Consider the following 26105-nt stretch of genomic DNA (forward strand, 5'->3'; position numbering starts at 1 on the left):
ATCATAAAGTAGCATAGTAAAAAAATTGAAACCCGTCAGGGTTTATTTGATATGCCCACTTTTATAAAATCTATAAAAGATAATAAAAAACTATATGGAAAGACCGCATTTTGTATAAAAATATACCTTAAGTTGATGGATGTGGGGTACCGCCACATGCCCACCAACCTAGCAGATGAGCTTGCCCCAAAAATGATATAAACGAATTTTATTATTATAGAATACATAAAACAATAAACATATACTTCATATTTATTTTTGTTGTGGACGATAAAAAGCATCTACCAATTGATTATACTCGCTTCTTGAGATTTCTTTATTATACAGTTTAATTAGTAACTCTTTATGCGCTTTCGAAAACGCTATTTTATCAATAAATTTTGGATACATACGATCATTTTCTCCCCGTCTGATAAATTATTCTGTTGCATTTCGTCTATTTCCCCTGAATATTTTTTTTAAAAAACCAACAATGTTTTATGAAATATTACATATCGAAATGATTGGACATTTTGTAAGTGCTTACTATTACGAAAATGACAACAACTCTTCATTTCTCCTATGAAGAGGGTGAAGCAAAAACATAAAACCATTATATTTAAAGTTTAATCTACATGAATCGACATGAAAAGACTTTTTTAGCCGAAATTATAAATAATTTTATGTAATTTTACATATACAAAGAAAGTAAAAAAGTATTTAAAATACCATTATATTATAATGATAGAATTTGAAACTATTTAACTAAAAATGAGTATGGTGAATTTTTAGTAAGAACTGATAAAAACGAACGTAACCGTGTCGATAATGATGCAGGCGAAGCGGTAGGAACTGGTGTCGGTGCTGTCGCTGGAGCTGCTTTGGGTTCTGTTCTTGGTCCACTTGGTACCGTTGCAGGAGCTGTTGTAGGAGGAGCGATGGGTAACAAAGTCGGCGAAGGTGCTGATGAGGCTAATGACAGTGTTGCGAACCGAGAAGATTAGGATTTAACCAAAGTGACACTGAATGAATTGGATTCCCAAAAAGGGAGTCCTTTTTTTATTAAGTTAACAAGGAGATAAGCTGAAAAAGAAAGGACATAACATATTTTATACGACCAATATGTTATGTCTTTTATCTATCTTTTTTTAATTTAGGTCTGGATAAGCTATATTTTCTCTGATTATTATCTACTCTTGCATGGAAATTAAGACATCAATATAATGTCTCCTAAGACTCATACCAATATCTGAACATCCTAAATCCACATTCCCCTGATTTCTTTCAACACTGTTTTAACTTCTTCTTGCAATTCTAAATCAGCTAAAAATTACATATGATGATGATTATAAATACCTATATTTTTATGAAAATGAAAGTTTTTCGGGGGGATGAAAGATGTGGCAAAATGAACAAGGATATTCCGGTGGTTATCCTTATTATCGACGTAATTGTTCCAATTCAGCTTGTTTGAATCCCTATTGTCAGTGTGGAGAAAATTGTAGGTGTGACCATAACCATCAATGTCATGGGGGAGGCAACCTTGTTTATACGCAACAGAAAGTTAATTTAAGTAATTCTATGCGTTCGGTTTGGGAACAACATGTATATTGGACTAGGATGACAATTATTAGCATAGCTTTTGGTTTACCAGATATAGACGTTGTTACCGCTCGTCTACTTCGCAATGCTGTAGATATGGGGGATTTGCTAAAACCTTATTATGGAAATGAAATAGCAACAATGTACAACAACTTAATAAGGGAACATCTGGTGATTGCTACGGAACTTGTCAAAGCTGCAAAAGCCAGCAATCAAGAAACTGCAACGGCTGCTGAGAGAAAGTGGTACGTAAATGGAGCAGAAATTTCCCAATTTCTAAATAGAATAAATCCTTTTATTTCAAGAGAAGGATTCCAAAATATGTTTTTTGAACATCTGGCACTTACTAAAACGGAGGCAGTACTTATGCTCCAAGGTGATTTTAAATCTAGTATTACTGTATTTGACAAAATCGAAGCAGAAGCCTTACAAATGGCGGACACAATAACGATTGCAATTGTAAAGCAGTTCCCGAAAATGTTTTACATTTATATTTAATAGGGCCGAAAGGACCCCAGAAATCCCGAATATTGCCTGAAATACCAAGTGGGAGGGGAAAATAATTGGGACATGAAATGAACCATATGAATACTGTTGGTATATCGTGGCTCTTTGCCGTTGTTATCTTATTTATTTGTGCACTGCTCATTTGTCATATTATTTTTACACTCTGGAAGCAACGAAATCGTTTATACAAATTCAATGAACAATCTAATATAATCGTCCATTCACTTCCGATGTCCTTAGGAATGGTTTCTACAATGACAGTTTGTGTAGTTATTGGAGCCATTATGAGTCACCATCTAAGTACGGCCTATGTTTTAGGACTCCTAATTGGCGTTTTTGTTAGTGGTATTATCAGTTTTCCATTTCAAGATATGATCCCCCTATTAAACGGGATTGTAGCAGGAGCAATGGGAGGATTAATGGGCGTAATGATTGGTATCATAATACCTCAAAACGGATTGTATATCATTGTAATACTATTAATGATATTGTTTATAGCCACTTGGGTTACCATGAATCGAAGAATTCATGGTCAACCTGTAGAGTAGGGATCTGCTCCCTTATTTTTGGATGTGAGGCAAAGGTTGGGGGAAGCAAGGGGCTAACCCTTAAATATGCGTGAATTTATAAAAGATTTTTATTAAAGCATTGTTCTAAAAGAAAAATGAAAGACGACAATAAATAGGTCGTCTTTTTTTCTTCAAAACATCTATAAAAGTTTTATTTTTTCTCCTGATTTTCTACTTTTTCAGTTTTAGAACTGACTCCCTCTTTAAATCCATCTCAAAAGTCACAATTCTGATTTATATAACCTGATATAACGATTACATTGCATATTATGGAAATGTATGTAAAATACTCCGGCATATTAGACATATATAATATATTGAAGGGGTTTATATTAAAACATTTTATGAAATATGTACCAAAAACTTTATAGTAATAATTCGAATGTTACCTCTCTAGTTAGTAGGATATTTTTTCTTAATATATGCATACTAAACATATTATAAAAGGTACATAGAAAGTGAGGGAATCATGGCTAAATTTTTGAAGCGTTTAAAATATAGAGACAATCCTAAGTCATTTTCAATACGAGACAATACTCATTTTCAGAAAAAAAATATTGAGGACTCCCTCTTAGGCGCTGATTTATCGAAAAACATAGCTGATATTCAGAATATATTCCGTCAAGCACCTGATTTAGTAATTCGTCGGTTTCAAATGAAAGTAGATGGATTAGAAGTAGCTTTAGTATATTTGTCTGGATTAACAGATAAAGAATTGATTCAAAATCATGTTCTAAGTCCTTTGATGAATAGTGATTTTGATACCAATAAAGAACTTCCAATTCCATTAGGACAAATTAAAATTATTAATACGTGGAGTCAGATTGAAAATGCTATTTTTGGAGGAGATAGTGTTTTATTAATCCACAGTCGAACAACAGCACATCAATTGGATTCGAAAGGATGGCCACAAAGAAGTGTTGAAGACGCTCATAACGAAATAGCTCTAAAAGGTGCGCATCAAGGGTTCATAGAAACTGCAAGTCAAAATATCGCAATGATTCGAAGATATATTCCCCATCGTGAATTAACAGTAAAAGAAATAATAATTGGTGTACGAAGCAAAACGAGGATTTCTATTTTATATTTGAAAGGTGTAGCTTCTGAAGATGTGCTAAAGGAATTAGAAACACGGATTAAAAATATTACAGTCGACGCTGTTGCTAGTAATGGCGAACTTATAGAATTCATTGAAGATAACCCATACTCACCGTTTCCACAATTTATATTAACTGAAAGACCTGATTTGGCAGTATCTCACATTCTACAGGGCAGATTTGTAACTGTAATGGATCATTCGCCCAATGTGTTAATTACTCCAACAAATTTTATTTCCTTTTTTCAAGGTGTGGATGATTACGGTACAAGGTGGTTAGTTGCTTCGTCTATTCGGATGCTTCGTTTTATCTCCTTTATGATTGCTTTATTTTTGCCTGCGAGTTATGTTGCGTTTATTTCCTTTAATTTTGAAGTTATTCCTGTAGAGCTGTTTTTATCTATTGCAGAATCAAGAACGCGCGTACCCTTTTCTCCAGTTATGGAAGCATTACTTATGGAAATAACATTGGAAACGATGAGAGAAGGGGCTTTACGGATACCTACTCCGATCGGTCAGACAGTTGGAATTGTAGGTGGTATTGTTATTGGACAGGCGGCTGTTCAAGCGGGAATTGTAAGCAACATTATGATTATTGTTGTTGCTGTTACCGCCATCTCTTCCTTTGTTATCCCTAATTATGATATGGGAGCGGCAGTAAGACTTTTACGCTTTCCGATGATGCTTGCAGCTGCCTTATTTGGAATTGTTGGACTTGTTATCGGTTGGATGACTTTAATTGGACATCTAATCAGTCTTGAATCGCTAGGTACTCCTTACGGAACGCCATTAGCACCATTTCGTTTTGCGGATATGAAAGATACTTTCATACGCCTACCTTTATGGGCATTAAGAAAGCGTTCTAAAGGTACCAGAGCCATTCAATCTATTCGACAAGGAAAGAATCAAACTAAAAGGTGAAACTATGAAAAAGTATGCCTATAATGACATTACGCTTATACAGTACATTCTTTTAATTAATGGAATGCAGGTGGGCACTGGCGTTTTATCGCTTCCACGCTTGCTTGCAGAGAAAGCTGGAACGGATGGATGGATAGCTATAATGATTGGCTGGATATTCTCCACAATATCAGGTGTTTTTATAGTGAAAACTGCTGCTAGATATCCCGAGGACACGATTTATGACATTCTTATACGATTATTTGGAAAAATAGTAGGCAAAGCATTCGTTGTTATTTACATGATGTACTTCGCTTTTTATTCTTGTAGCGTTCTTGTGAACGCTATGCTCTATCTTAAAGGATGGCTTCTTCCAAAAACGCCTGACTATGTCGTTATCTTTTTATTTTCGATTCCTACCTTCCTTGTTGCACGTAACGGTCCTCGTATTTTAGGGCGATACTCCGAACTTATTTTTTATATGTTTCTTTGGATTCCGTTATTTTTTTTGATCCCTCTTAAAGGGAACGGAAGTTGGATGCCATTGTTCCCACTTTTAAAAGAAGGGTGGAAACCTGTATTCATGGCTGTACCGACCACTGTTTTTGCTTATTTAGGGTTTGATATTGCCTTCTTTTTATATCCCTTTTTACAAAAAAAACAGTATGCAGTCCATGGAATGGTTATTGCAAACACTTTAACGATGTTATTTTATTTATTTGCTACTATTGTTTGCTTTGCCTATTTTAGCCCTGAGAGCATTACGCAATATAATCAACCGGTACTAAATTTACTGAAAGTAATTGAATTTCGTTTTTTAGAACGTTTTGACATGATTTTATTGGCCCTTTACTTACCCGTTGTATCCACAGCATGGATTCCCGCTATATATTGCGCTGTATTTTGTTCAAGCCAATTAATTAGAAAACAAGATCACAGCTCGCATGTAGTTGTTCTCTTATTGTTCATTATCGGCCTCATATTTTGGACTCATCCTAGTTGGAATGAAGCTGAAACTTGGCAACAGACATTATCGAATGCTGGTTTGGGATTAACCTATATATCACCTATCGTTTTATGGCTGTATTGCTGTCTATACGAGAAGTTTCGCCAGGGGAGGATACATTGACATTGAAAAGAAAAGTACTATGTTTAATTTTGTTATCGGTGTTCATGATGACTGGATGCTTTGATCAAACAAATGTTGAAGATGTTTCTCTTACTCTTATTCTTGGTATCGATTTAGATCGTAATGATAATTTATTAGTGTATATGTCAAGCCCTGTTTTCAATAAAGAAGCAAAAATAAAAGAAGAAACCACTGGTGTAAAATCTGTTACGATTCGAAATTCGAGAGAGAAATTTGATGCTACTGTTATGGCGCTTACCTCAGGAAGTAAAACGCAGGTTATTTTAGTTGGAAAACGGCTACTGAAACAAAAAAACTGGATGAAATACCTCGATCCATTTTATCGAGATCCTAAAAATACAGTTACTGCAAGGGTTGTCGCTGTTGATGGACCTGTTTCGGACGTCATCTTCCATAGCCCAAAAGATAAGCCACGGCTTCCTTTATATTTAACAAAACTAGTTGATACCGCCGCTTTAAGAAACATCACAGTAAAAACAACTCTTCAAGAACTACATGAACAAAAAGCAGATAAAGGGTTAACAGCAAATATTACTGAGATGAAAAAAAAGAATAAAATATGGGTGACAGGTACAGCTTTATTGGATAAAAAGGGAAGGTATAAATTAACACTAAAACCTGATGAAAACAAACTATTACGCATTTTGCAACAAGGAAATACAGGGGATTTTTCATTTACAATGCCAATTAAAATAAAGGCGGACAGCCAAGATAAAGATTGGATAAGTTTTACTGCCTATAGTATTAAAGTAAAGACAAAGACAAGATATGATAATCATTTTATATTTAATGTAGATGTAAAGATGAGTATCGGTATTACAGAACGGCTTTTTTCGTTTAATACAAGAAAGGATGCAGCAAAATTACAAAAGGCGATTGAGACTAAGCTGGAAGCTGATTTCAAGCAATTAATAAAAAAAATACAAACTGCACAAATCGACCCTATTGGTCTTGGAGGATATGCAAGAACTTACACATATCCAGAATGGAAAAAAGTCCAAAATAAATGGAATAATGAATTAGCAAAGGGAGATGTAAACGTTAAGGTAAATGTGAAAGTTGGTGCAATGGGAACGATTAAGTAACATGAGTTCAATTGGAATTCGTACTAAAATTGCAAGTACCTTCTATTTTAGTACGGGAAATGCCTTTAATAGGGGTTCCGCCCCATACCCATCAACTTAAGGGATATTTTTATACAAAATGCGATCTTTTCACGTAGTATTTTATTATCGTTTATAGATGTTATAAAAATAGACATATCAAATAAACCCTGACGGGTTTGAATTTTTTTACTATGCTACCTGATGAGTAGAAGTGGTATACTCATAGACAACACCCAAAATATCAAAGACTGTCTTTTTCTCGTATCGATGAGATTTTCGTCCGTTGTGCTGTAGGAGGTTAAACAGACGGAGGAGAACCTTTGATAGCTCTTGGGTGTCTTTCTCTATAGCTTGGAAAAGAAGAAGAAAATAATCTTTTATGATATAAATCGCTTTATATTCGCTTAATTCTCGTTTCTTCTTGATGAGGAGTAATTGGCGCATTTGAAACATGATAGAAGAACAGAGTAGAATGGCAATCAATTGTCCATACAAATGGCACTCCCATCTTTCTGATTTTATCTTTTTACACTGATGAATTTGAAAGAATGATTTCCACGTTTTAAATAAAATCTCGATTTGCCAACGTAAGGAATACCAGTCATGTACTTGTCCCATCGGGACAATATCTGTAGGAGTATTTGTCATATATACATTGATACCACTGAGTCGTTTACTACGAGGAGAATACTTCATTCCTTTCTTTTTTTCTCTTACAGTTTGATCTTGTAATCGTTTTTGTTGTTGTTCTTTTGTTAGCCGATGAACAATTACGCGAGTTGGTACTTTATCAGTCATTCCTACATAAGCGTCGGATATTTCATATGTTTGTCCTAGTTGAAGAGAGTTCATTAAGACCTCCATATCTATCTGTATATACTCTGTACCTTTCTTGATTCTTCCATCTTGAAAATAATCAGGGGTGGGATTTTTTTGATAAATACGTGTATTAGATTTAATACGAGAGATATAGTAAGCCTTTTTATCTTGTATATGTTGAAGATCTTTCAAGTGAAAATAACCTAAATCTCGGATACATAAATCATTCGCTGCCACAGTTGGGACACACAAAGAACCATAGGTTCGATCATGTTGTTTACCTGGACCTGTATGAATATGTAGGAACTGTCCACTCAAGAGATCATACTCAAGCTGAATTTTCACCCCCGCTGTATGGCTGCACCCTCCTGCACCTGGATAAACAGATGAAAATACATCGGGAAGCTGAAATGCAGTTGAATCTAGAATGCGAATACGTTTGAAAATAGAAGTATATGGTGAAGAGAGCCGCTTAGTTGAAGGTAACTTTTGGTTGAGCAGTTCAGCTAACACTTGTTGTAGAAATTGCACAGCTGTGGCATTAAATCGTTGATTCAGTCCTTCAGGACTGATGAGCACTTCTGTTGATGCCTCTAAACAGCTACATAACTGAGTTAAAGAGGTTTTAGCAACATTTTGACTAATCCATACACATAAAGCGACTAAATCTTGTGCTTGGTACTTACTGGTTCGTTGTACAAAACCAACATCTCTAGCAAGATTTCGTAAGAAATTTGGAGATAAGAAGTTTTGAATTTCTTGAGCAAGTAGTTGTAATTCATCAGATATAGAAATAGACATACAAAAACGCCACCCTCTCGTTTTGAACTTATACCGAAAGAATAGCGTTTTTTTCCACTTTTAAATAGTCTATTAAGAGTTGTTTCTTGAAACGAATATATGACTTATTTGGTAAACGATAGGATATAAGAAAACCAGAAAGATTAACGGTTTATTATGCATATGGCTAAAATTCCATGTTCCTTCTGATAAAAATAAAGTACCTAAAGTTAATACATACATTACAAAACAGCAAATTGATAAGCTTTTCTGTCTGATATGTAAAAACATTTCATCAATAAAATTCTCGCTCGCTTTTTTACCTTTCAAAATTCTCTTCATAAATAATGATTGCAAAATGATTGTTGCTACAAATAACGAGGTTATAGAAATCTGTTGTTTCTCATACCATTCAAAAGCAAGTAAACCCATAATCACAATGTATAAACAAGTAAATAAGATATTAATTCCATTTTTCATTTGTCTCTACTCCTTATCTAGATTTTATAAATAAATAATTGATCAACCGTTACACCAAGGGATTTAGCTAAATTAAAAGCAAGTTCTAATGTAGGATCATATTTGTTATTCTCAATCGCATTAATCGTTTGTCTTGAAACATGACATAATTTAGCTAAATCTTCTTGGGAAAGCTTTTTCTCTTTACGTAAAATACGAATTATGTTCTCCATTTTTATGAACATCACCCCTAATTTTGTCAAAAACTTTTTACATTATTAGTTTATATAATTCCATTATGAATGTCAAAAGTTTTTTACATTTTTAAAAAACAAACGATAGTCCTCCTACATCTTAGATAGAAAGAATACCGTTTTTTTCGTTTTGGAGGTACTCTAAAATATTAGCTTGATAGCGATGTGGTGGTACCCCATCATCATCAAGTTAAAAAACTAATTATCCCCCAAAACGCAAAAAACGAGCTGAATTCAAATAAAAAACTGTATAGAGATAAAAATTTCGTTATGGGGGTACTTTAAAATCTTAGCTTGATGGGTATGATATGGTGCTCCCATGAGGGATTAATGATTATTGAGTCTAAAATACAACACCTCTTTAAAGGTGAATGGATTTCTTGAGGTGAAAATAATAAAGTTACAAGTGAGTTTTGGGAACAGAATATATAAAATTTGGTTACATCCCGGCTAACTAAACCAGTATAATCGCTCATCATTTACCCTTTTTTCTGTTTATAAAAACATTGAAGATGAGAAGTTTAAGTATTATATAGTGAAAAATAAGAAGGATATTTTTCACTGCCTTAAAAAGTTCCTTAAGAAATAAATTCAAACATAAAAATAATTAAATGTATAGAAATCATAAGGCTGCAAGGCGATTCTTTAAGAAAGCTTTGCGGTCTTTTCATGTCTCTAATACCTGGGTCATTATAGTTGATAAAAATCCAGCACTTTTTCCTTTTTTGTAAAAATGCGTTAAAAAAATGAGTTTTGATTTGAAAACGGCTGTCCAAATCGGTTTATTTTGCGTTTTGATGAAGAAGTTAATACAATAGGTCTTATTCATTATAAAACGCATGTAAAGATAGATACAGGCTTTACATGTGTTTTTAGGGAAAATGAAAAGGGTACTCATTATTTATGACTTAAATTCTTTCTCTACGAACTGGCGAATTGCTTCATTTCGATTCTTCAGCCTATTTTCATGCCAATAATTCTCTATTTGTTCCACTTGTTCTTTTGTGAATGTAACTAAATTTTCATGTATGGGGAAAGCTTGTTATAATAGTGGAGAATAACTTGGGCACAATTGATAATGAAATGGGGAAAGACGCTAGATGAAAGCAACCGGAGTGACTAGAAAAGTAGATGATTTAGGGCGTGTGGTAATTCCAAAGGAACTTAGAAATACGCTAGGTATTAAAGAAAAATCACCATTAGAGATCTTTGTAGAAGGTGAAGACATTGTTTTACAGAAATATCAGCCCGGTGGTGTTTGTGCATTAACAGGAGAGGTATCGAATCATAACATATCATTAGCAAACGGTAAGATAACATTAAGTCCAGAAGGTGCAGAACTATTAATGAAAGAAGTAGAACAGTACCTTGTAAAATAAGTGGCTCCTTTCAAGGGACTTTTATTAAAATTAATATAGTAATTTCGTGTATCGTAATATTTATAAAAATATTTACCAAAAATAGAATCAATTTCATTCCTTTTTGTAAAAATTTAGTTAGTTTATATTTTCGTATCGGTTTTAGAAAAATAAAAGCTGGCAGAATTTATCGCATTCTCTGAACGAAAATTACATGAGAAACATATGTGAAAAGGAAAAAATAATAAACAGGCTAGTTAGTCCATTATAAGGGCTAACTGGCCTGTTTATTTACTAAAGTGAACCTTGATAAATGAAATAAATCTCGGCTGCCCCCCCACTAATCACTCTCACCTGAATACACTTTTAAGTGTTCCATTGCTATAGACATGGCATGTTTTTCTGTATCAATTAACGATAACCCCTGCTTAATAGGGGCCCAATACTCATATCCGTAATCCTCAAACCACGCAAAAACTTCTGTAGTGTAAAAACCATCATTTCGTTTGATAACTTGAACTTTGTATCTTTTACTTGTGGAAATAATCTCTTTAATAATTTCTTCCATTGTCTATCTCCCTCTACCTTTTATCCAGAGTGTACCACATCAAGAATATAGATGATGAAAGGTATTTTGATTGCATAAGGTATTCTTATTAAGCTTACATAATAGATCATTATCAGCATCAATATATCTAGAAACAAAAAAATTCTTTGTATGTTGGCTGTTAAATACGGTCTTTTCCAAAACCAATCATGATTTCACCTTCATGGTAAAATTTTACAACAAAATTATTTGGACAAAAAAGATAAGTGTCGCTACCAACCGCCGTTACATCATCAATATTATGTAATACATCGTGTAAATTTGCATAGAGAGCAGGAATAGGTCCAGTACTCCATAAGATATAGACTTTACTTTCAAATGGGATAAGATGAGATATTTGATCGATGGAGTCAATGGTATGTTTAAGGGCAACCTTATTCCAATTAATTCGTCCCCACCATTCAAAAGGGTAAGAGTTATTTAATAATTTGTATATTTCTGATCCTCTTTCAGGAGATAATTCTTTAGTTTCCGTACCTAACACGCAGACGCATTCGTCATATAAAGCACCATAAGTAGGTTTGTGCTTTTTTCTATTTGCTTCAAGAAGTTCTAAGAGTCTTTGAGACCTGTTGTTTTTATTCATCATTTAGCACACCATAAGGTAAATGAAAACACATAATAAAATCTTTATAAATAGATAAAAACTCTTTTATTTCTTGGCTAATATCTTCTAGATTCCCATATATATTATCTTCGGCTAAATTTATTTCCTCATTAAAATTATACAGCTGTTTATCTACATTATCGAACCCTTTACAGCAATTATTATGTATCAAATTAGATATAAAAGGTTTTATTTTCAGTACATTTTCTTCATTTATAATAAATTTCTCCCATAACAGTCCCAGTATAATTTTCACCGGTAATTTTTCATCATATCTTCCCTTTATGTTTTTTAATTTAGATGCAATATCGACCAATTTATCATTACTGGATAAAGAAACGTCTATAATTTCATTCGCAGGACTATCTAGTGTTTCAATAGTATGATCAGCCCAATTAATTACATCATTTTTTGAAAATAAACCAATTTGTAATCCTATTCTAAAAACCTCAGCCATTTCTTTTGTTTTAACCATATATATGACTCCTTAGATTTTTAGATAAGCATACACCACTTGGACATTTTTTATAAGAGCCTAATAAAAAATTATCTTGGATGCAAGAGGATTTTTTTATTGGGAATAGTAAGGATGAGGGGAGGTGCATTACATATGGGAAAAGGTAGAAGTAATAATGCTGGTAAAAAACAACCGAATTTCGATGATTCGTCTAATTTCGCTAAACAAAGCCAACCGACAGAAAAGAAGAAGAAATAAGAAAAGGAGCTCTCTTTATCAAGAGAGCTCCTTTTTAACGCATTATTCGAAAGAAGTTTCCTTCCTCAAGCGCGTGAAGGACGATAGTCTGGCGGTAGGTGGGAGATGAATTTCGGTTTGGCGTAGCCAAATATTTGGTTTTCCTATTTATTTCGGCTCTGATATAATCAGTCTTATAAAAGGTAAAGTTTGGTATAACAATGAAATTAGATAATCATGTAGTGTTCAGGCTGTGTTATCAACGTCATAGCTTATGGGAAATGAAGGCGAAAAGTGAGGTGAACTGATATGACAAAGCAGAATAAGGCGTACAAATTTCGTCTGTATCCAACAGAAGAACAAGCACATCTGATCTGTAAAACTTTCGGGTGTGTACGATTTGTGTATAATAAAATGCTGGCTGAGCGGCAAGAAATATACGAAACATACAAAGAGAACAAGGAAGAACTGAAGAAACAAAAATTCCATACTCCTGCGAAATACAAAGTGGAGTATGAATGGTTGAAAGAAGTCGATTCATTAGCATTGGCCAACGCTCAATTAAACTTGCAAACTGCGTATAAGAATTTTTTTAGTGGTCAAAGTGAGTTTCCTACATTCAAAAGTAGAAAAAGTAGAAAATCTTATACAACGAATCGAGTAAACGAAAATATTATGTTATTTCATGGTTATATCAAATTACCGAAATTGAAAATGGTGAAATTGAAGCAACATAGAGAGATACCACAAAACCATACCATCAAATCGTGCACGATTTCGATGACACCAACTGGTAAGTATTACGTGTCTATTTTGACCGAATATGAAAAAGAAATCGCTCAAAAAGAAGTAGAACGTGTAGTTGGATTAGACTTCGCAATGGCTGAATTGTACGTGAGTAGCGAAGATGAGAAAGCCAATTATCCTCGCTTTTATCGTCAGATGTTAGACAAATTAGCAAAGGCACAACGAGTATTAGCAAGACGTGTGGAAGATTCAGCGCGCTGGAATCAACAACGCATTCGTGTAGCGAAGTTACATGAAAAGGTCGCAAATCAACGAAAAAATTTCCTTCATCATAAGTCTAAAGAATTGGCTACTCATTTTGACGTTGTAGCAATCGAAGACTTACATATGAAAGGAATGTCACAAGCGCTTCGCTTTGGTAAGAGTGTAGCGGATAACGGTTGGAGGATGTTCACGACATTTTTATCATATAAGCTACAAGACCAAGGAAAACAACTTGTAAAAATAGATAAGTGGTTTCCTTCTACAAAGATGTGTAGTCATTGTGGAAACAGAAAAGATATGTCACTATCTGAACGCATGTATGAGTGTTCGTGTGGACTAACAATAAGTCGTGACTATAACGCAGCTATCAATATCAAAAAGGAAGCGATCCGCTTATTAGCGTTGGCATAAATAGTAACAAAATAACCTTTGGAACAAGGGAGTTAGTTCGGCTGTTTTAAGACAAATTCGTTAGCTATCAAAAGTAACGACTAACCGAGAAGCCCCCACTTCAAGTAAGCTCGTAAGAGATACTAAGTGGTGGGTAGTTCACAAATATGCTATATTATCAGCTGCATGTCCTATACGAAAAATCTCCGTAAGCATATATTAATTTAGGTAAAAGCTAGTTTTTTACTTAAAATATGTTTTTAAAAGGGTGATAAAATGCATAATCAAAAAAAACAAGACAGGTGCTTCCAGTGCGAATTTCTCTACATTGGCGATAGCTTCGACGACACTGTGAAGACTTTCGACCCGAAAACAGGGAAGTTCCTTGGCACTTTTGTCGCACCAAATAGTGGAAACTTGCATGGTCCCCGGGGACTTATCTTTAACCATGTGGGCAATCTCCTTGTCACTAACCAGAACGTCGGGCAACCCGAGAATGGCGACGTATTGAAGTTAAATGGGCAAACCGGGGCGTTTCTGGGCGAACTCGTCCGTTCAGCCGAACCAGGCGCTCCATTGGCACCGCGCGGTATCTTACTCTCCAAACATAATGTCCTGTTTGTGGCGGATTTGGGTGACTTCGACTTCAACACGGGCATAGAAGTGCCTGGAGAAGTGCGGATGTACAATGGTTCCACTGGGATGTTTCTAGGCAACGTCGACCACCCCTGCTTCAACCCTTTCCACCCCCGCGGATTGGTCTTCGGTCCTGACGGCATGCTGTATGTCTCCGTCATTGACTTTTTAGATTCGAATAAAGGCTGGGTGCTGCGCTTCAACCTGAAATCAGGGGGATTCGATGTGTTTATTGTGAGTGATAACAAGAACAACCTCCATCGTCCCGAAGGTTTAGTCTTCGGTCCTGACGGCAACCTCTACGTCACTAGTTTTAAAAAACTTGATGACCCTAATGACACCGACAAAATTCTGATCTTCGATGGTGATACGGGCGAGTTTATCGACAAGATTGACCTCTATGCCCCGGGAAAACCACGTGCTTTCGCACAGGCACTCCTTTTTGGACCGGATGGAAAATTGTTTGTCCCTATTACGGGCCCGTTTGACAATGCTACGGGGGCCCCTACAGGCGAATTTACCGGTTCAGTACGGCGTTATAATGTCCATAGCAAGAAGTTCAAGGAGGTGGTCCCTCCTTATAAAAAGGGCGGACCATTGGGAGTGCCGTGGTACCCGACGTTTGGCAATACGAATCCCGCAACACTAGCTTACCGGTGTGACCAGTAAGAGAGCAGCGACCATCATCATCATCCACCTCATGAGGAAAGTAGTAACGAGAGCAGTAGTTAACATTTGAATATATAAGGAAAGACCGCTTCTAGAGCTTAGAACGGTCTTTTTAAACCTTCTAAAAGGTTAGATTCACAATATCCTATGATTTGTTAAACGATATTCCACATTCAGCGAACGGGTGCTTATCTTGAATAAGATTTAAGCAATGATCTTCAACAATCGGGCGCTATTCTTTTATAGAGAAAGCATCTTTTTCTTGTATTTCAAGTGTTCTCATGGTTAAGTAATTTTTTGTATTCTACGATTGTTGAATAACTAGAGTATAAAAGAGACTCTCCTTGAATATAATAGAATCTAGATTAATTGATTTACAGAATAGGAGCGTGAAGAATAATGTTATTATCTGAGGCCAGGGAACAGTATCAATTAGATAAAAAAATTGAGGGATATTCACCTCTGACTTTAAAAACATCTTGTTTTCAATATAATCTCTTATTGCGTTATATTGGTGACATTAACATGAGTGAATTTACTACAGAAAAACTAAAGGGCTACTTAATTGAAGCAGGAGAACACTTAAAGCCATCTAGTTTAGGACATCGAGTTCGATGCATCAAATCACTTTTTAGATGGACACATGATGAAGGCTTTGTTCTTAAAAACCCTGCTGCTAAATTAAAAGAACCAAAGTTAGGCAAAAGAATCCCAAAATTCCTTTCAGAACTAGAGATTGAACATCTTAGGGAAGCATGTCATAACTCAATGGAGAATGCATTATTTGAATTTTTGTATTCTACTGGCTGCTGTATTGGGGAAGTCGTAAAACTGAATCGTGACGATATTAACTTCTCAACGAATTCTGTCATTGTACGTGGGAAAGGTGATAAAGAAAGGGAAGTATACTTTAATACTCGTTGTACCATTTGGTTAAAAAGGTATCTAGATGAAAGAAATGATGAGGAGCCTTGTTTGTTTATTACGGAAAGAAGGCCAAAAAGACGTATGAGTATTGATAACCTAAGATTTATTATCAAACGTATATCGAATCGTGCTGGGATTAAAAAGAGTATTCATCCTCATCAATTACGTCACAGCTATGCTACACATATGATTAACAACGGTGCGCCACTTGAAGTAATACAAAGCTTACTTGGTCATGAGAAGAGTGAAACCACGAGAATATATGCTCAGCTGAGCGGAAAGTTGAGACACGATTTTTATATTAAATATTTTTGAAAGCTACTGAAATTAATCTTTAATAAAAATCGAGGCGTGCATATATAAAGACATATCTATTTGAATAGGGCCATTTTCTGGAATAAAGCGATTGCTCAAATTACAGAATTTTGAAATAATTGTTATTAAGTTAAATGGCAGGATTTTAGAATATGACCGAAACATATTGTATATAAAAAAATTAACACTAGTTTCTTAATTCTTTTTATTGGGAGGAAGAGTCGGATGGAAATAAAATGGATAGGTGTTAGCGTCCTCACCGGATTCTTTCTACTGGAGCTTGGTGCAATGGCTGCGTTCAGTTACTGGGGTTATCATATCAAGACAGGGGCAGCGGTCAAAATTATACTCGCGGTTGCCACGCCACTAGTCATAGCCACTCTATGGGGTATGTTTCTCTCCCCGAAGGCGTCGCTCCCCATCTTCTCCTTCCCCATACGAACTACGCTTAAGCTGGTTGTGTTCATTGTTGCTTCCGCAGCTTTGTACGCAAGTGGGCAAAGCGCGTTCGCAGTTATTTTTCTGACGGTGTCCCTTCTTATCGTGGCAGCAGTCTTCATCTTGAAGCTTCATAAAGTAAATATGTGAAGTGGATTAGTCTAAAACCGAACTTCAATAATCGGGCGCTTTAATTGAGCAAGGATTACAAAAATCATCAAACTTTTTTATAAAAGGATGATTCAATTGAATATAGAAAAAGCGTGTTTTGATCAATCTTTTTTCAAAGCACGCTTTTTCTATTTGCTCTTTTATCAAGGTTTATTAGGTTAATTTAATCAAACTTTATTCAAAAGCTACAACAAAGCATATAAATTTCGTATCTATCCAACGAAGGAACAAAAAATATTAATTGTTAAAACCATTGGGTGCAATCGCTTTGTATTCAATTTCTTATTGAGCGAATGGGGCAGTTTATTTAAAGAAGTAAATCAAATCGTATAGGCTACAAAAAAGAAAGCAAACTAAAATCGTGGGTGCTGATGACGAAAAAACACAACTCCGCTATCTGTATATAGTGTATTTATTATAGTTGGCATCCTTGAAGGAATAACTAAATCAAGCTACAAGGGTGGTGAAAAAATGGCTAAAAATAAGAATAATCAATTGAAGAACAATAAAAATGCTGTACCAAAAGCAGATGTAGAATTTGCGGGAGAAAATGGACTTGAAAAAATCGCATTAAGAGCCCAAAAAAAATCAAAATAAGTAAACAATAGGGGGCAGTAAATCTGTCCCTTTGTTCCTCAAAATTAACATAGTTCTTCAAAAAAATAAGCATCTTTTGTTAGCATAAAACCAATGTATTGCAAAACCTGGAAAGTCCCCTCAGAAGTTCTGAAAGTACTTTCCATTCACATAATTAGTGTTATCGTAAGTCAATGTTATTGTTAGTTTGGATTCGACTTTTGTATAGTTGACGAAATTTGATGAAAGAGATAATTCTCCAAGGTAAGATATATCCCAGTGCTACAGTCATAAATAGTGCTGCTTCTGTTTCTGGACCTAGCCATTTTAAATAATCATGAAGTAAAAAACGGATAATAAGTACGATGAGAAAGGTAATAATAAAGCTCTTGTTTCTTACAGCATAAATATGCTGATCGAATCGGAGTTCATAGTGAGTGGTCCAAATAAGTGGAATTGACAAAAGAAATCCAAAGATAGCTGCACAAATCCATTCCCAGCCAGCGGCATGTGCTTTTGGATTTAAGATGATGTGAATGCAGGGGAGTAACAAAAATAGTATGGGTAAGAGAATGCGGGTTCCATTTCCTTTAATAGGGCGGTACATTGCCAAAGTTCTACGCCATATGACTAACGCAGCAATTATGATCACAATAGAGTAAAACGAAGAAGAATCCATGATTTCACCTCGACACATAGAATATTTCAATTATATGGAAAGTACAGATGGTTGGATAGTGGTATTCATCCTGATTGGGGAAATATAACATTAATTTGTGATATCATATATAGGTATTTGCCAATACATACTATTGCAAGAGGTAAGCAAAGAGGCTTATCCCTTATGTATCAAGGATTACACCTTTTTTTCTTTTGAAAGATTTATAGAAAAAAACATACTTGTTTTATTAAGTATGCAGTCTCAGAATTGTCCTTATTTCCCATATAAAAATCGCATATTTGCTAGTTAGTTTAATACTTTTTGTAATGGAACAGCTGCAATCTAAAATTATGATTTGAGTACATGCAATATATACAATACCCCTGGCATATAGCTAAGAGCGTATAGCGCGCTTATAGCTAAACAACAAGTCCACTGCCAAAGTAGGGCTATTTTTTTCTGCCTTTTGTGGTAATATCGGTGTTGCCGTTTCACGCATTAGTTTATATTTAAGCTGTGCAGTGATAATAAAGCTGTTTAATTGTAAACGTAAAAGAGCGATATCCTAAAAACTACGATAGACGGTATAATAAAAGCAATATATATAGAAATACGTTTGCTTTCGAAAGGGAGTACATATATAAAACAATTCGATTTGGCAAGATTGAGTAATCATACACCGTTATGCCTCCTCTAACGAGAACGTCTGTTCTTATTGTGCGCGAATGTACGTTCTTTTATGAAGTGGTTTTTGTAAAAAAATAAAACTGACTCTAGTTAGCCAGTTTTTACATATCCCAAAAGTCGGTGGATTTAACATTGGGTTTTATTTGCCTAATAACTTTTAGAATCTTTTTCATTACAGTTGGACTAGGTATGTATTCTTTATCATTGCACGCCTTTGAAACTGTAGGACGACTTAATTTCGCGGTCTTTTCTAAATCATTTTGGCTGAGGCCATTCCGATCTAAAAAATCACCTAATTTCGTTCGGTTTTTCCCTCCAAATTTCCAAAACACTTAAATCCCTCCTGAACCTATTTTCAACATTGTGGACATAAATGTAAAAAACTATTCGCATAGACGGCAAAAGTTTTTTACATAATGTACAAGCTGTCCACAATATGATGTATCAAAGCAGCTACCACGGTATTTATTAAGATAGAAGAATACGAGGTTACCAAAGTAAGTTGCGAATGATTACCACAGTATTTATCAAGATTTCTACCAAGGTAAAACTACCACGGTATTAAGTAGATGAAGCTATGTAATATCTACATTCTAAATTCTGTTTATAAAGGGGGTATTTAAATGCGTGCTAGGAAGGAAACAATTCCTTTTCGCGAGTTTATGGATCGGTCATACAAAGATAAAGAAAAGAAAATTCGTAAATACAATTCATTAAGTCCTTTCGCATTCCTTCATATGTCGGATCAGGTATTACATACTTACATTGCATTAGGAGTTATGGGAACGATTTTAATCGGAGCAGTCATGTTAGAAAAATACTTGGTGCGACATGACTATATATCAGCAGCTAAATTTGTAAGCGAAGGTATTTATCACGGCACGCGAATTAGTGGAGTTTGCTTGATTGGATATATATTTGTTCGTATCGTAATCATGTTTTAAGGAGGGAAGGGAGTAATGGGGATTATAAAGGAGTGGCTTCGTACGCAAAGGTTAAGGAATCAGCTTATGGAGGTGTTCGGAAAAGCAGGTCTATATACGGAACATCAAACGCGTGGGGGAAAAGTGCCTATTTATCCAAAGGTACATAATGTTTCTTCTTCAGCAGAAAGCGTTTGGTATGTTTTTACCATACCAAACGGATTAGATCCACAGAAGATTGAAAAGAAGTGGTTTTGTTTTCAGCAAATATTAGGACGGAATATTATGATTGAAGGGGATGTGAAAAAGTTTGTACTACATGTATTCCGTTCAGATGCTGGACTAAAACCATACAATTACTGTTATAAAGAATGGCAGCCATTATTAAAAGAATACCGTCTTCCTGTTGTGGTTGGCCGGGATCAATTCGGAAAAACGATTACGTACGATATGGTTGATTCCAATACACCACACTTATTAATAGCAGGAGAAACGGGAAGCGGGAAAAGTAGTATGGTACGTGTTGTATTATCCACACTTATTCAATATATGTCTCCTGAAAAGTTGCATTTGTACCTTGGTGACTTAAAAAACTCTGAATTTCATTTTTTGCGTAGGGTGAAGCATGTGAAAGAAGTTTGTATGGAAGAAATTGAAATGAAAATAATGCTTCAAAAGGTATGGAAGGAAATCAGAGAACGAAGAAAACTTATGGAAGAATATGAAGTTGATCATATTGATGCGTACAACAAATTAAATCCTGATCATCCAAAAGCATATATTCTACTTGCTATCGATGAAGTGGCTATGCTAAAAGATGAAAAAGAGTGTATGACTACAATTGAAAAGATTTCAGCAGTCGGCCGATCACTTGGGGTGTTTCTTATGCTTAGTATGCAGCGGCCAGATGCGAAAGTGTTAGATGGTAAATTAAAGCTCAATATGACCGTAAGAATCGGCTTTAAATGTGATAGTGCGATTAATAGTAATATCATGGGTACTCCTGGTTCAGAGCATTTAGAGCAATCAGGCCAAATGATTTTAAAACGAAATGGATTAAAGAAAGTGCAAGCTCCTTATTTGGAATTAAGTAAGGCGAAACAAATTGTTGAACCATATCGCATGTCTAAAGAGGAGAAAACACTCCCGAATTCATCGCAAGAAGAAATTCCGTTATTTGGGGTGTTAGATGATGAAGAGTAGAGATAAAGGAATTTTGAATGATTTGAAGCGATTTAGATGCATGTCCCGTGACGATATTATTGACTTGCATTTTCAAGGCTTAAAGAATGCGGTAACTTGTTGTAATACGGTTATGAAACGATTAAGAAGAGACGGCTATGTTGATGCTAACGTATTACAGCACCCATACATATATTTTCCGCAGCCAAGTTCTATCAGAAAGACAAGTCAAAAAATTCCTCATTTCCTTGGTATTGTGGACGTATACAAACAACTCGTTCATTATGAAAATCCTAAACTATTTGAAGTTGAACCAAAGTATGGGAAAGAATATATGGAGCCGGATGCTTTTACAATATGGCGTAGATCGCCATTCTTTATTGAATTTCAAAAGTCAGTGTACAGTAAAAAGATAATGCAAGATAAGATAAACAGATACGAGTTATACTTCCATAGCCAAGAATGGCACAATGAATCCTGGCAACCGAAAGGTTCTAAATTCTTTCCTTCAATCCTTATCATTACTGACAAACATTACGACGTTCAATCTCCTTATTTACGTATATTCCAGGCGAATTCTATAGAAAGTTTTATGAATAATTTAGCGGTGAAATCATAAAGAAAGCCTGCATAGTGCAGAGCTTTTTTCTTTTCAATAATATATTAAGTCATGTGTGATGATGATTGTTAGAATGCAGTAAATGAGCAAAGTAAATTTAAAGTAAGTTATGAACTAGTAATAAAGTATATTAAAAAGATAGGATAAAACTTCTTATAGAATGATATCTCCATAATTAATAACTTGTATGATAACCTCTCGATTATCACTATATCCATTCATATCTACAACTTGTCCCACATATTCGTTTGTACCAATATCTTTTTAAAGTGCTCTAAAAATGCACTTTATCTTTTCTTTATTTTATCTTTATCTTATCTTTAAATTTCTATATTAAACTTTAAACCTAAAAGAAATAAATTTGAGTCTGAAAGGGGTAGAGAAATAGATGATTATTATATATTTTGTAAATAACCAACCGCCATTGAAAAATTGAATTTCTTATACGAGGAGAAATATATGAAGGATATGAGTAAAAAACAAATTATTAAAGTATTCCTTATTAGTATTTTAGGTTTAGGAACAATGCTTGGAATACTATATATTAATCATAAAACTAATGTTCAACAAAATAAAGCGCTCGCTACCGAAAAACGTGTATTGCAATATGAACCTACCTTGAAAAAAGAATTAGAAAAATATAATTTAGGAGGGAAAACAGCAGTTTTATTAGGAATTATGTACCAAGAGAGTAGAGGTGAGGGAAACGACCCTATGCAGTCATCTGAATCACTTGGATTAAAGCCAAATGAAATTCAAGAGACAAGCTTGAGCATTGAACAAGGGGTAAAACACTTTGCTAAAATGTACAAATATGGAAAGGGAAAAGATGTTAGCATGGATGCAATTATTCAAAGCTATAATATGGGACCAGGGTATATTGATTTTATTGCCAGTCAAGAAGTTAAACAACACTCGGAAGATTCGGCTAAAAAGTTTTCTAAGATGAAAGTTGATCAAAATCCAGCGATGTACACTTGTGGTGGAAATAAAAATAATTTTAGGTATCCATATTGTTATGGTGATTTCACATATGCCACAAAGGTGAATGAAAAAACAAAACTTATTGAAGAACTTCTTCGAAATGTACATAACTCTTCTAAATAAGCTGCAGAATGAAGTATATATCAACAATAAAATATTAGAATATAACTTATGTTTTAGGTAATTATATTTATCAATGTGACGGTATCTGTCACTTTACTCATAATTTTGCCAAAGTTGGAAGCATAAACTTGCCGGAAACCGATTATTTTAGAAGATATTCAACTAATTGTCCAAAGAAAATGGAAGCATAACTTTGCCGTGAGTTAATTATTAACCCATAAGCTTGCCGTGTGCTTTATTAATGCAGCTTTGAAATAATGTTTGGTCAAATTGATACTAATAATCTTGATAAACGAGCAAAAAGAAAGAGCATGTTTTGAAAAAAGATTGTTCAAAACACGCTCTTAATTTATCTAATTGAATCATTCTTTTGTAAAAAAGTCTGTTCATTACTTTGATTCTTTTTCCATTAAAGCGCACTATTCTGGAATAAGTTTGATATTCAAGATAAAAATGCTCAGGGGAACCTAGTCTAGTTACCCCTTAAAAATTCCTTTATAGCGGATGCAACTTTTTTAGGCTGTTCTTCGGCAGAAAAATGCCCGCAGTTTTCGATTATCCTTGCTTTGATATTTTGTAAACTGTTTTCTCTAAATCCTTTCATATATGTTTCAATATCTATGTGTTCATCTTCTCCGCGCAGGTAGAGAATCGGAATCAAAACGATTTCATCTTTCGACGCGAGATTATCTTTTTGATCCTGATCAAAATACCTATAAAAATCAAATCCTGCTTTCAGAGCTTCTGGACGGGTGTAAGCATTGGTATATGATTTTCTAAGGGTATCACTCATCTTCTTACCTTTCCCTGCAAGTACATCATAAAAATAGGAAAAATATAGAGATTCATTACCTGCAACAAGTTGTTCAGGTATTTCAGGTATAGAATGAAAAGCAAAATGCCAGATGTAAGGATTGCTTTTCACCATATCCCAAGGATCAACTCCTGGGATGACGACATTCATAATAACCGCGCGTGCAGCCCTATTTGGAAAGCTCTTCAAAAAGGCATAAGTTATTTGTCCACCAACATCGCATCCAACTAAGGTGACATCTGATAAATTCATAGCATCCATAACACCTCGAACATATCTTGCTATATTCCGTTTGCTGTATGACTGTAGCGGGATTTCCGAGTCTCCAATACCAGGCAAGTCGATGGCTACTACATGATAGTCCTCAGATAGGACTGTCATAACGGTTTCAAATTCTAACCAACATGCCGGCCAACCATGAATAAAAAAGATTGTTGGCTTTGACTCTGAACCTGCTTCGACTACGTGGATAGGTATTTCTTTAATAATAACCTTCCTGTGTGTGAAGAATGGTTTTGTACCTTTTTCTGTATTCACCATTTTGTCTCACTCCTTATAAGTATCTTGACCCATTTAATTTGTTTGAAATTACTACAGTATCTATTATACAGACCAACCCTGACAAGGAATGTCAGTTGAACTATATAAAATAATTAAATGTTTCATTAACAATTTGTAATTTTAATTACTCAACAATCTGGCCTGTTTGCTTAATAAGAAAAAAATCCTACATTATCAAAAATCTACATATAAACGGCTTAACTTTGTTTTAAATCCACAATCCAAAGTACGTGAAAATCTTTTATGAGCTCATAAAAGGTGATTTTTGGTACCAAGGTTGAAGAAATCCTTCTTAGCTTTAATTCAGAAACATCAAAATTACCGGAAGCATAAGTTTGCCATAAACAAAAAGAACCATAAGCTTGTCGTTCCGGCAAACTTATGGTTCATATCACAGTATCCTATATGAAAAATCTCGATCTTATTTCTATAGAATGAAATAAGATCGAGACTCTTTTGTTGTTTACTTGATGGATAATGGAATGGTAACCAAAAATTGTACGCCTTGTTTGGTATTATTCATAGAATACGTGATAGAAAGGGATTCGAAAATTTGTTTTACAATATATAATCCTAAGCCACTCCCTCCAGTATTTCGATTTCTTGATTTTTCGATTCGATAAAAGGGTTCGAATAGATGTTGTATATTCTCTTCTTTAATTTCGACACCTGTATTAAGGACTTGCATTTCGATATAGTTTTGCTTAGATTTTTGGCTTAACTTTATATAGACCTTTTCGTTAAGTGGTGAATACATAATCGCATTATGAATGATGTTTTTACAAGCTTTTTCTAAAAGAACACAATCCGTATAAACAAAAATGTCAGAATCGACTTCTTTTATTATTTGAATGTCTTTTTGAGAAGCAAAAAATTCGAGGTCTTTTGTGATTGTACCTATTAACTTTGAAAGATTTACTTCTTCTACTTGTGGTTTAAAGGTATGTTGTTCTAGTTTTGACGTGCTTAAAATTTCGCGAACCAGTTGTTCCATACTTCCAATTATTTGATGATTTTTCTTTAAATATTGGTCACGATTTTGATAAGGGCCAATATTATATATCATCCCTTCTAAGTAACCTTTCATAACAGTAAGAGGAGTTTTTAATTCATGTGCTACAATAGCAAAGAATTCCCTTCGCTTTGCCTCTATTTCTCTTTCTTTTTCAATATCGCTTTTCAATTGATGATTCGCTTTTTGTAAATCAAAAATTGCCTGTTGTAAATTTATGGACATATCATTCAAGCTATTGGACAATTCCCCTAATTCATCCATAGAACGAACCTCAATTTTTTCGGAGAAATCCAAGTTTGCCATCTTTTGTGCACCTTCATTAATATAAATAAGTGGTTTAGTAATAAATCTTGAATAGAGATAAGCACTTCCTAAACCAATAACCAGTACAATGATACTAATATAGGGTAGAAAACGTACCAAGACCTGTGAAGCTTCATCGATCGGTTGAAATGTTGCGAACACCACAAGCGTTAAGTTAACATCTTGGAATTGTATTGGCTTGGTAGCCTCATATGAATTACGAGATTGAGCCAAACCCTTTATTGGTACTGTTGTAACAAAACCTTTTGCTGGAGTACCCCCCTGAACAGTACTCCCCTGAACAGTACCCCCTTGAATAGTACTTTGAAGAAAAGGATAATAAATAACCCTTCCCTCATTATCTTGAAGATATATCACTGCATTATTTTTTTGTGCGTATTCATCAACAAGTGGTGTTGCATTTTGAAGCGTAAGATCTTTAGATTTATCAATTATTTCTTCGATTCCCGTTTGAAGCTGATCTGTTTTGTATTTCTCATAAAATTTAGGGAGAAAGAAGTATAAAGTTACATAAATTAAGGTTGCAAAGGCTAACAAAATGAGGGATGTAGTCATAAAGAGTTTATAGGTAATTCTCTTCATCTTCATGATC

The 26105-nt window shown here is 34.6% G+C and carries 26 protein-coding genes and 4 pseudogenes; 19 read left to right on the forward strand and 11 right to left on the reverse strand.

Annotated features, from left to right (window positions below):
* Nucleotides 1–779 precede the first annotated feature (779 nt).
* The 6 genes and pseudogenes from BAQ49_RS19115 to BAQ49_RS19140 all read left to right on the forward strand — a co-directional run.
* Nucleotides 780–983 (forward strand): annotated as a pseudogene (locus BAQ49_RS19115) (glycine zipper domain-containing protein); the annotation flags it as partial.
* A gap of 577 nt (nt 984–1560) precedes the next feature.
* Nucleotides 1561–2079 carry an acetylglutamate kinase gene (locus tag BAQ49_RS19120; protein WP_167368503.1) on the forward strand — a complete coding sequence of 173 codons (519 nt, stop codon included), beginning with the start codon at nt 1561–1563 and terminating at the stop codon, nt 2077–2079.
* A 65-nt stretch (nt 2080–2144) separates the two neighbouring features.
* Nucleotides 2145–2636 carry a hypothetical protein gene (locus tag BAQ49_RS19125; RefSeq protein ID WP_071746662.1) on the forward strand — a complete coding sequence of 164 codons (492 nt, stop codon included), beginning with the start codon at nt 2145–2147 and terminating at the stop codon, nt 2634–2636.
* 490 nt (nt 2637–3126) lie between these two features.
* Complete coding sequence (locus tag BAQ49_RS19130) at nt 3127–4674, forward strand: spore germination protein (protein ID WP_071746663.1); 1548 nt, start codon at nt 3127–3129, stop codon at nt 4672–4674.
* Between the two features lie 4 nt (nt 4675–4678).
* A complete protein-coding gene (locus BAQ49_RS19135; RefSeq protein ID WP_071746664.1) occupies nt 4679–5782 on the forward strand; it encodes a GerAB/ArcD/ProY family transporter in 1104 nt (367 codons plus the stop codon).
* Nucleotides 5783–5784: 2 nt separating this feature from the next.
* Nucleotides 5785–6888: a Ger(x)C family spore germination protein gene (locus BAQ49_RS19140; protein WP_071746684.1), complete on the forward strand. Its 1104-nt coding sequence runs from the start codon at nt 5785–5787 to the stop codon at nt 6886–6888.
* A gap of 210 nt (nt 6889–7098) precedes the next feature.
* On the opposite strand, the gene BAQ49_RS19150 is transcribed toward BAQ49_RS19140, so the two are convergent.
* The 3 genes from BAQ49_RS19150 to BAQ49_RS19160 all read right to left on the reverse strand — a co-directional run bounded on the left by BAQ49_RS19150 (nt 7099) and on the right by BAQ49_RS19160 (nt 9200).
* Nucleotides 7099–8529 (reverse strand): IS4 family transposase, encoded by a 1431-nt coding sequence (locus tag BAQ49_RS19150; RefSeq protein WP_071746665.1) that lies wholly within the window; start codon nt 8527–8529, stop codon nt 7099–7101.
* 72 nt (nt 8530–8601) lie between these two features.
* On the reverse strand, nt 8602–8988 hold the full coding sequence (locus BAQ49_RS19155) for a hypothetical protein (protein ID WP_071746666.1): 387 nt from the start codon (nt 8986–8988) through the stop codon (nt 8602–8604).
* Nucleotides 8989–9005: 17 nt separating this feature from the next.
* Nucleotides 9006–9200 carry a helix-turn-helix transcriptional regulator gene (locus BAQ49_RS19160; protein ID WP_084667513.1) on the reverse strand — a complete coding sequence of 65 codons (195 nt, stop codon included), beginning with the start codon at nt 9198–9200 and terminating at the stop codon, nt 9006–9008.
* Between the two features lie 475 nt (nt 9201–9675).
* On the opposite strand from BAQ49_RS19160, the pseudogene BAQ49_RS33690 reads away from it, so the two are divergent.
* Together BAQ49_RS33690 and BAQ49_RS32475 are read left to right on the forward strand one after the other, a co-directional pair.
* Nucleotides 9676–9810: pseudogene (locus tag BAQ49_RS33690) on the forward strand (sporulation protein YhbH); the annotation flags it as partial.
* 28 nt (nt 9811–9838) lie between these two features.
* Nucleotides 9839–9934 (forward strand): annotated as a pseudogene (locus BAQ49_RS32475) (IS6 family transposase); the annotation flags it as partial.
* A 188-nt stretch (nt 9935–10122) separates the two neighbouring features.
* On the opposite strand, the gene BAQ49_RS34390 reads toward BAQ49_RS32475, so the two are convergent.
* Entirely contained in the window at nt 10123–10251 is a 129-nt protein-coding gene (locus tag BAQ49_RS34390) for a ribbon-helix-helix domain-containing protein (protein WP_215571019.1), read from the reverse strand.
* 70 nt (nt 10252–10321) lie between these two features.
* Between BAQ49_RS34390 and BAQ49_RS19170 the strand changes: the two genes are divergently transcribed.
* A complete protein-coding gene (locus BAQ49_RS19170) occupies nt 10322–10600 on the forward strand; it encodes an AbrB/MazE/SpoVT family DNA-binding domain-containing protein (protein WP_071746668.1) in 279 nt (92 codons plus the stop codon).
* Between the two features lie 319 nt (nt 10601–10919).
* Here BAQ49_RS19170 and BAQ49_RS19175 read toward each other — a convergent pair whose 3' ends face one another.
* From BAQ49_RS19175 to BAQ49_RS19185, 3 genes are all read right to left on the reverse strand, one after another.
* Entirely contained in the window at nt 10920–11147 is a 228-nt protein-coding gene (locus BAQ49_RS19175; protein ID WP_071746669.1) for a hypothetical protein, read from the reverse strand.
* A 160-nt stretch (nt 11148–11307) separates the two neighbouring features.
* Complete coding sequence (locus BAQ49_RS19180; protein WP_071746670.1) at nt 11308–11775, reverse strand: CDI toxin immunity protein; 468 nt, start codon at nt 11773–11775, stop codon at nt 11308–11310.
* Entirely contained in the window at nt 11765–12268 is a 504-nt protein-coding gene (locus tag BAQ49_RS19185) for a hypothetical protein (protein ID WP_071746671.1), read from the reverse strand. Before BAQ49_RS19185 ends, BAQ49_RS19180 begins: the two co-directional genes overlap by 11 nt.
* Nucleotides 12269–12796: 528 nt before the next feature.
* Between BAQ49_RS19185 and BAQ49_RS19195 the strand changes: the two genes are divergently transcribed.
* From BAQ49_RS19195 to BAQ49_RS33955, 6 genes and pseudogenes are all read left to right on the forward strand, one after another.
* Nucleotides 12797–13909, forward strand: coding sequence for an RNA-guided endonuclease TnpB family protein (locus BAQ49_RS19195; protein WP_071746672.1), 1113 nt, complete (start codon nt 12797–12799; stop codon nt 13907–13909).
* 255 nt (nt 13910–14164) lie between these two features.
* Complete coding sequence (locus tag BAQ49_RS19200; protein WP_071746673.1) at nt 14165–15193, forward strand: Vgb family protein; 1029 nt, start codon at nt 14165–14167, stop codon at nt 15191–15193.
* Nucleotides 15194–15592: 399 nt separating this feature from the next.
* Nucleotides 15593–16435 (forward strand): tyrosine-type recombinase/integrase, encoded by an 843-nt coding sequence (locus tag BAQ49_RS19205; RefSeq protein WP_071746674.1) that lies wholly within the window; start codon nt 15593–15595, stop codon nt 16433–16435.
* Between the two features lie 225 nt (nt 16436–16660).
* Nucleotides 16661–17023, forward strand: a complete 363-nt coding sequence (locus tag BAQ49_RS19210; RefSeq protein WP_071746675.1) for a YrdB family protein — start codon at nt 16661–16663, stop codon at nt 17021–17023.
* A gap of 210 nt (nt 17024–17233) precedes the next feature.
* Nucleotides 17234–17368: pseudogene (locus BAQ49_RS19215) on the forward strand (helix-turn-helix domain-containing protein); the annotation flags it as partial.
* A gap of 147 nt (nt 17369–17515) precedes the next feature.
* Nucleotides 17516–17641 carry a hypothetical protein gene (locus BAQ49_RS33955; protein WP_001107285.1) on the forward strand — a complete coding sequence of 42 codons (126 nt, stop codon included), beginning with the start codon at nt 17516–17518 and terminating at the stop codon, nt 17639–17641.
* A gap of 160 nt (nt 17642–17801) precedes the next feature.
* On the opposite strand, the gene BAQ49_RS19220 is transcribed toward BAQ49_RS33955, so the two are convergent.
* Together BAQ49_RS19220 and BAQ49_RS19225 are read right to left on the reverse strand one after the other, a co-directional pair.
* On the reverse strand, nt 17802–18299 hold the full coding sequence (locus tag BAQ49_RS19220) for a CcdC protein domain-containing protein (protein ID WP_071746676.1): 498 nt from the start codon (nt 18297–18299) through the stop codon (nt 17802–17804).
* A gap of 770 nt (nt 18300–19069) precedes the next feature.
* A complete protein-coding gene (locus tag BAQ49_RS19225) occupies nt 19070–19300 on the reverse strand; it encodes a helix-turn-helix domain-containing protein (RefSeq protein WP_071746677.1) in 231 nt (76 codons plus the stop codon).
* Nucleotides 19301–19591: 291 nt separating this feature from the next.
* Here BAQ49_RS19225 and BAQ49_RS19230 point away from each other — a divergent pair, with 291 nt between their 5' ends.
* From BAQ49_RS19230 to BAQ49_RS19245, 4 genes are all read left to right on the forward strand, one after another.
* Nucleotides 19592–19912 carry a hypothetical protein gene (locus BAQ49_RS19230; RefSeq protein ID WP_071746678.1) on the forward strand — a complete coding sequence of 107 codons (321 nt, stop codon included), beginning with the start codon at nt 19592–19594 and terminating at the stop codon, nt 19910–19912.
* Between the two features lie 15 nt (nt 19913–19927).
* A complete protein-coding gene (locus BAQ49_RS19235) occupies nt 19928–21094 on the forward strand; it encodes an FtsK/SpoIIIE domain-containing protein (protein WP_071746679.1) in 1167 nt (388 codons plus the stop codon).
* Nucleotides 21095–21116: 22 nt separating this feature from the next.
* On the forward strand, nt 21117–21692 hold the full coding sequence (locus tag BAQ49_RS19240) for a replication-relaxation family protein (RefSeq protein WP_071746685.1): 576 nt from the start codon (nt 21117–21119) through the stop codon (nt 21690–21692).
* Nucleotides 21693–22151: 459 nt separating this feature from the next.
* Complete coding sequence (locus tag BAQ49_RS19245; RefSeq protein WP_071746680.1) at nt 22152–22799, forward strand: lysozyme family protein; 648 nt, start codon at nt 22152–22154, stop codon at nt 22797–22799.
* A 472-nt stretch (nt 22800–23271) separates the two neighbouring features.
* Here the strand turns inward: BAQ49_RS19245 and BAQ49_RS19250 are convergent, their stop codons facing one another.
* Both BAQ49_RS19250 and BAQ49_RS19255 read right to left on the reverse strand, forming a co-directional pair.
* Complete coding sequence (locus tag BAQ49_RS19250; protein WP_071746681.1) at nt 23272–24153, reverse strand: alpha/beta fold hydrolase; 882 nt, start codon at nt 24151–24153, stop codon at nt 23272–23274.
* 484 nt (nt 24154–24637) lie between these two features.
* On the reverse strand, nt 24638–26101 hold the full coding sequence (locus BAQ49_RS19255) for a sensor histidine kinase (RefSeq protein WP_071746686.1): 1464 nt from the start codon (nt 26099–26101) through the stop codon (nt 24638–24640).
* Nucleotides 26102–26105 lie beyond the last annotated feature (4 nt).

This window comes from Bacillus proteolyticus (genome assembly GCF_001884065.1).
Classification (GTDB): Bacteria; Bacillota; Bacilli; order Bacillales; family Bacillaceae_G; genus Bacillus_A; species Bacillus_A proteolyticus.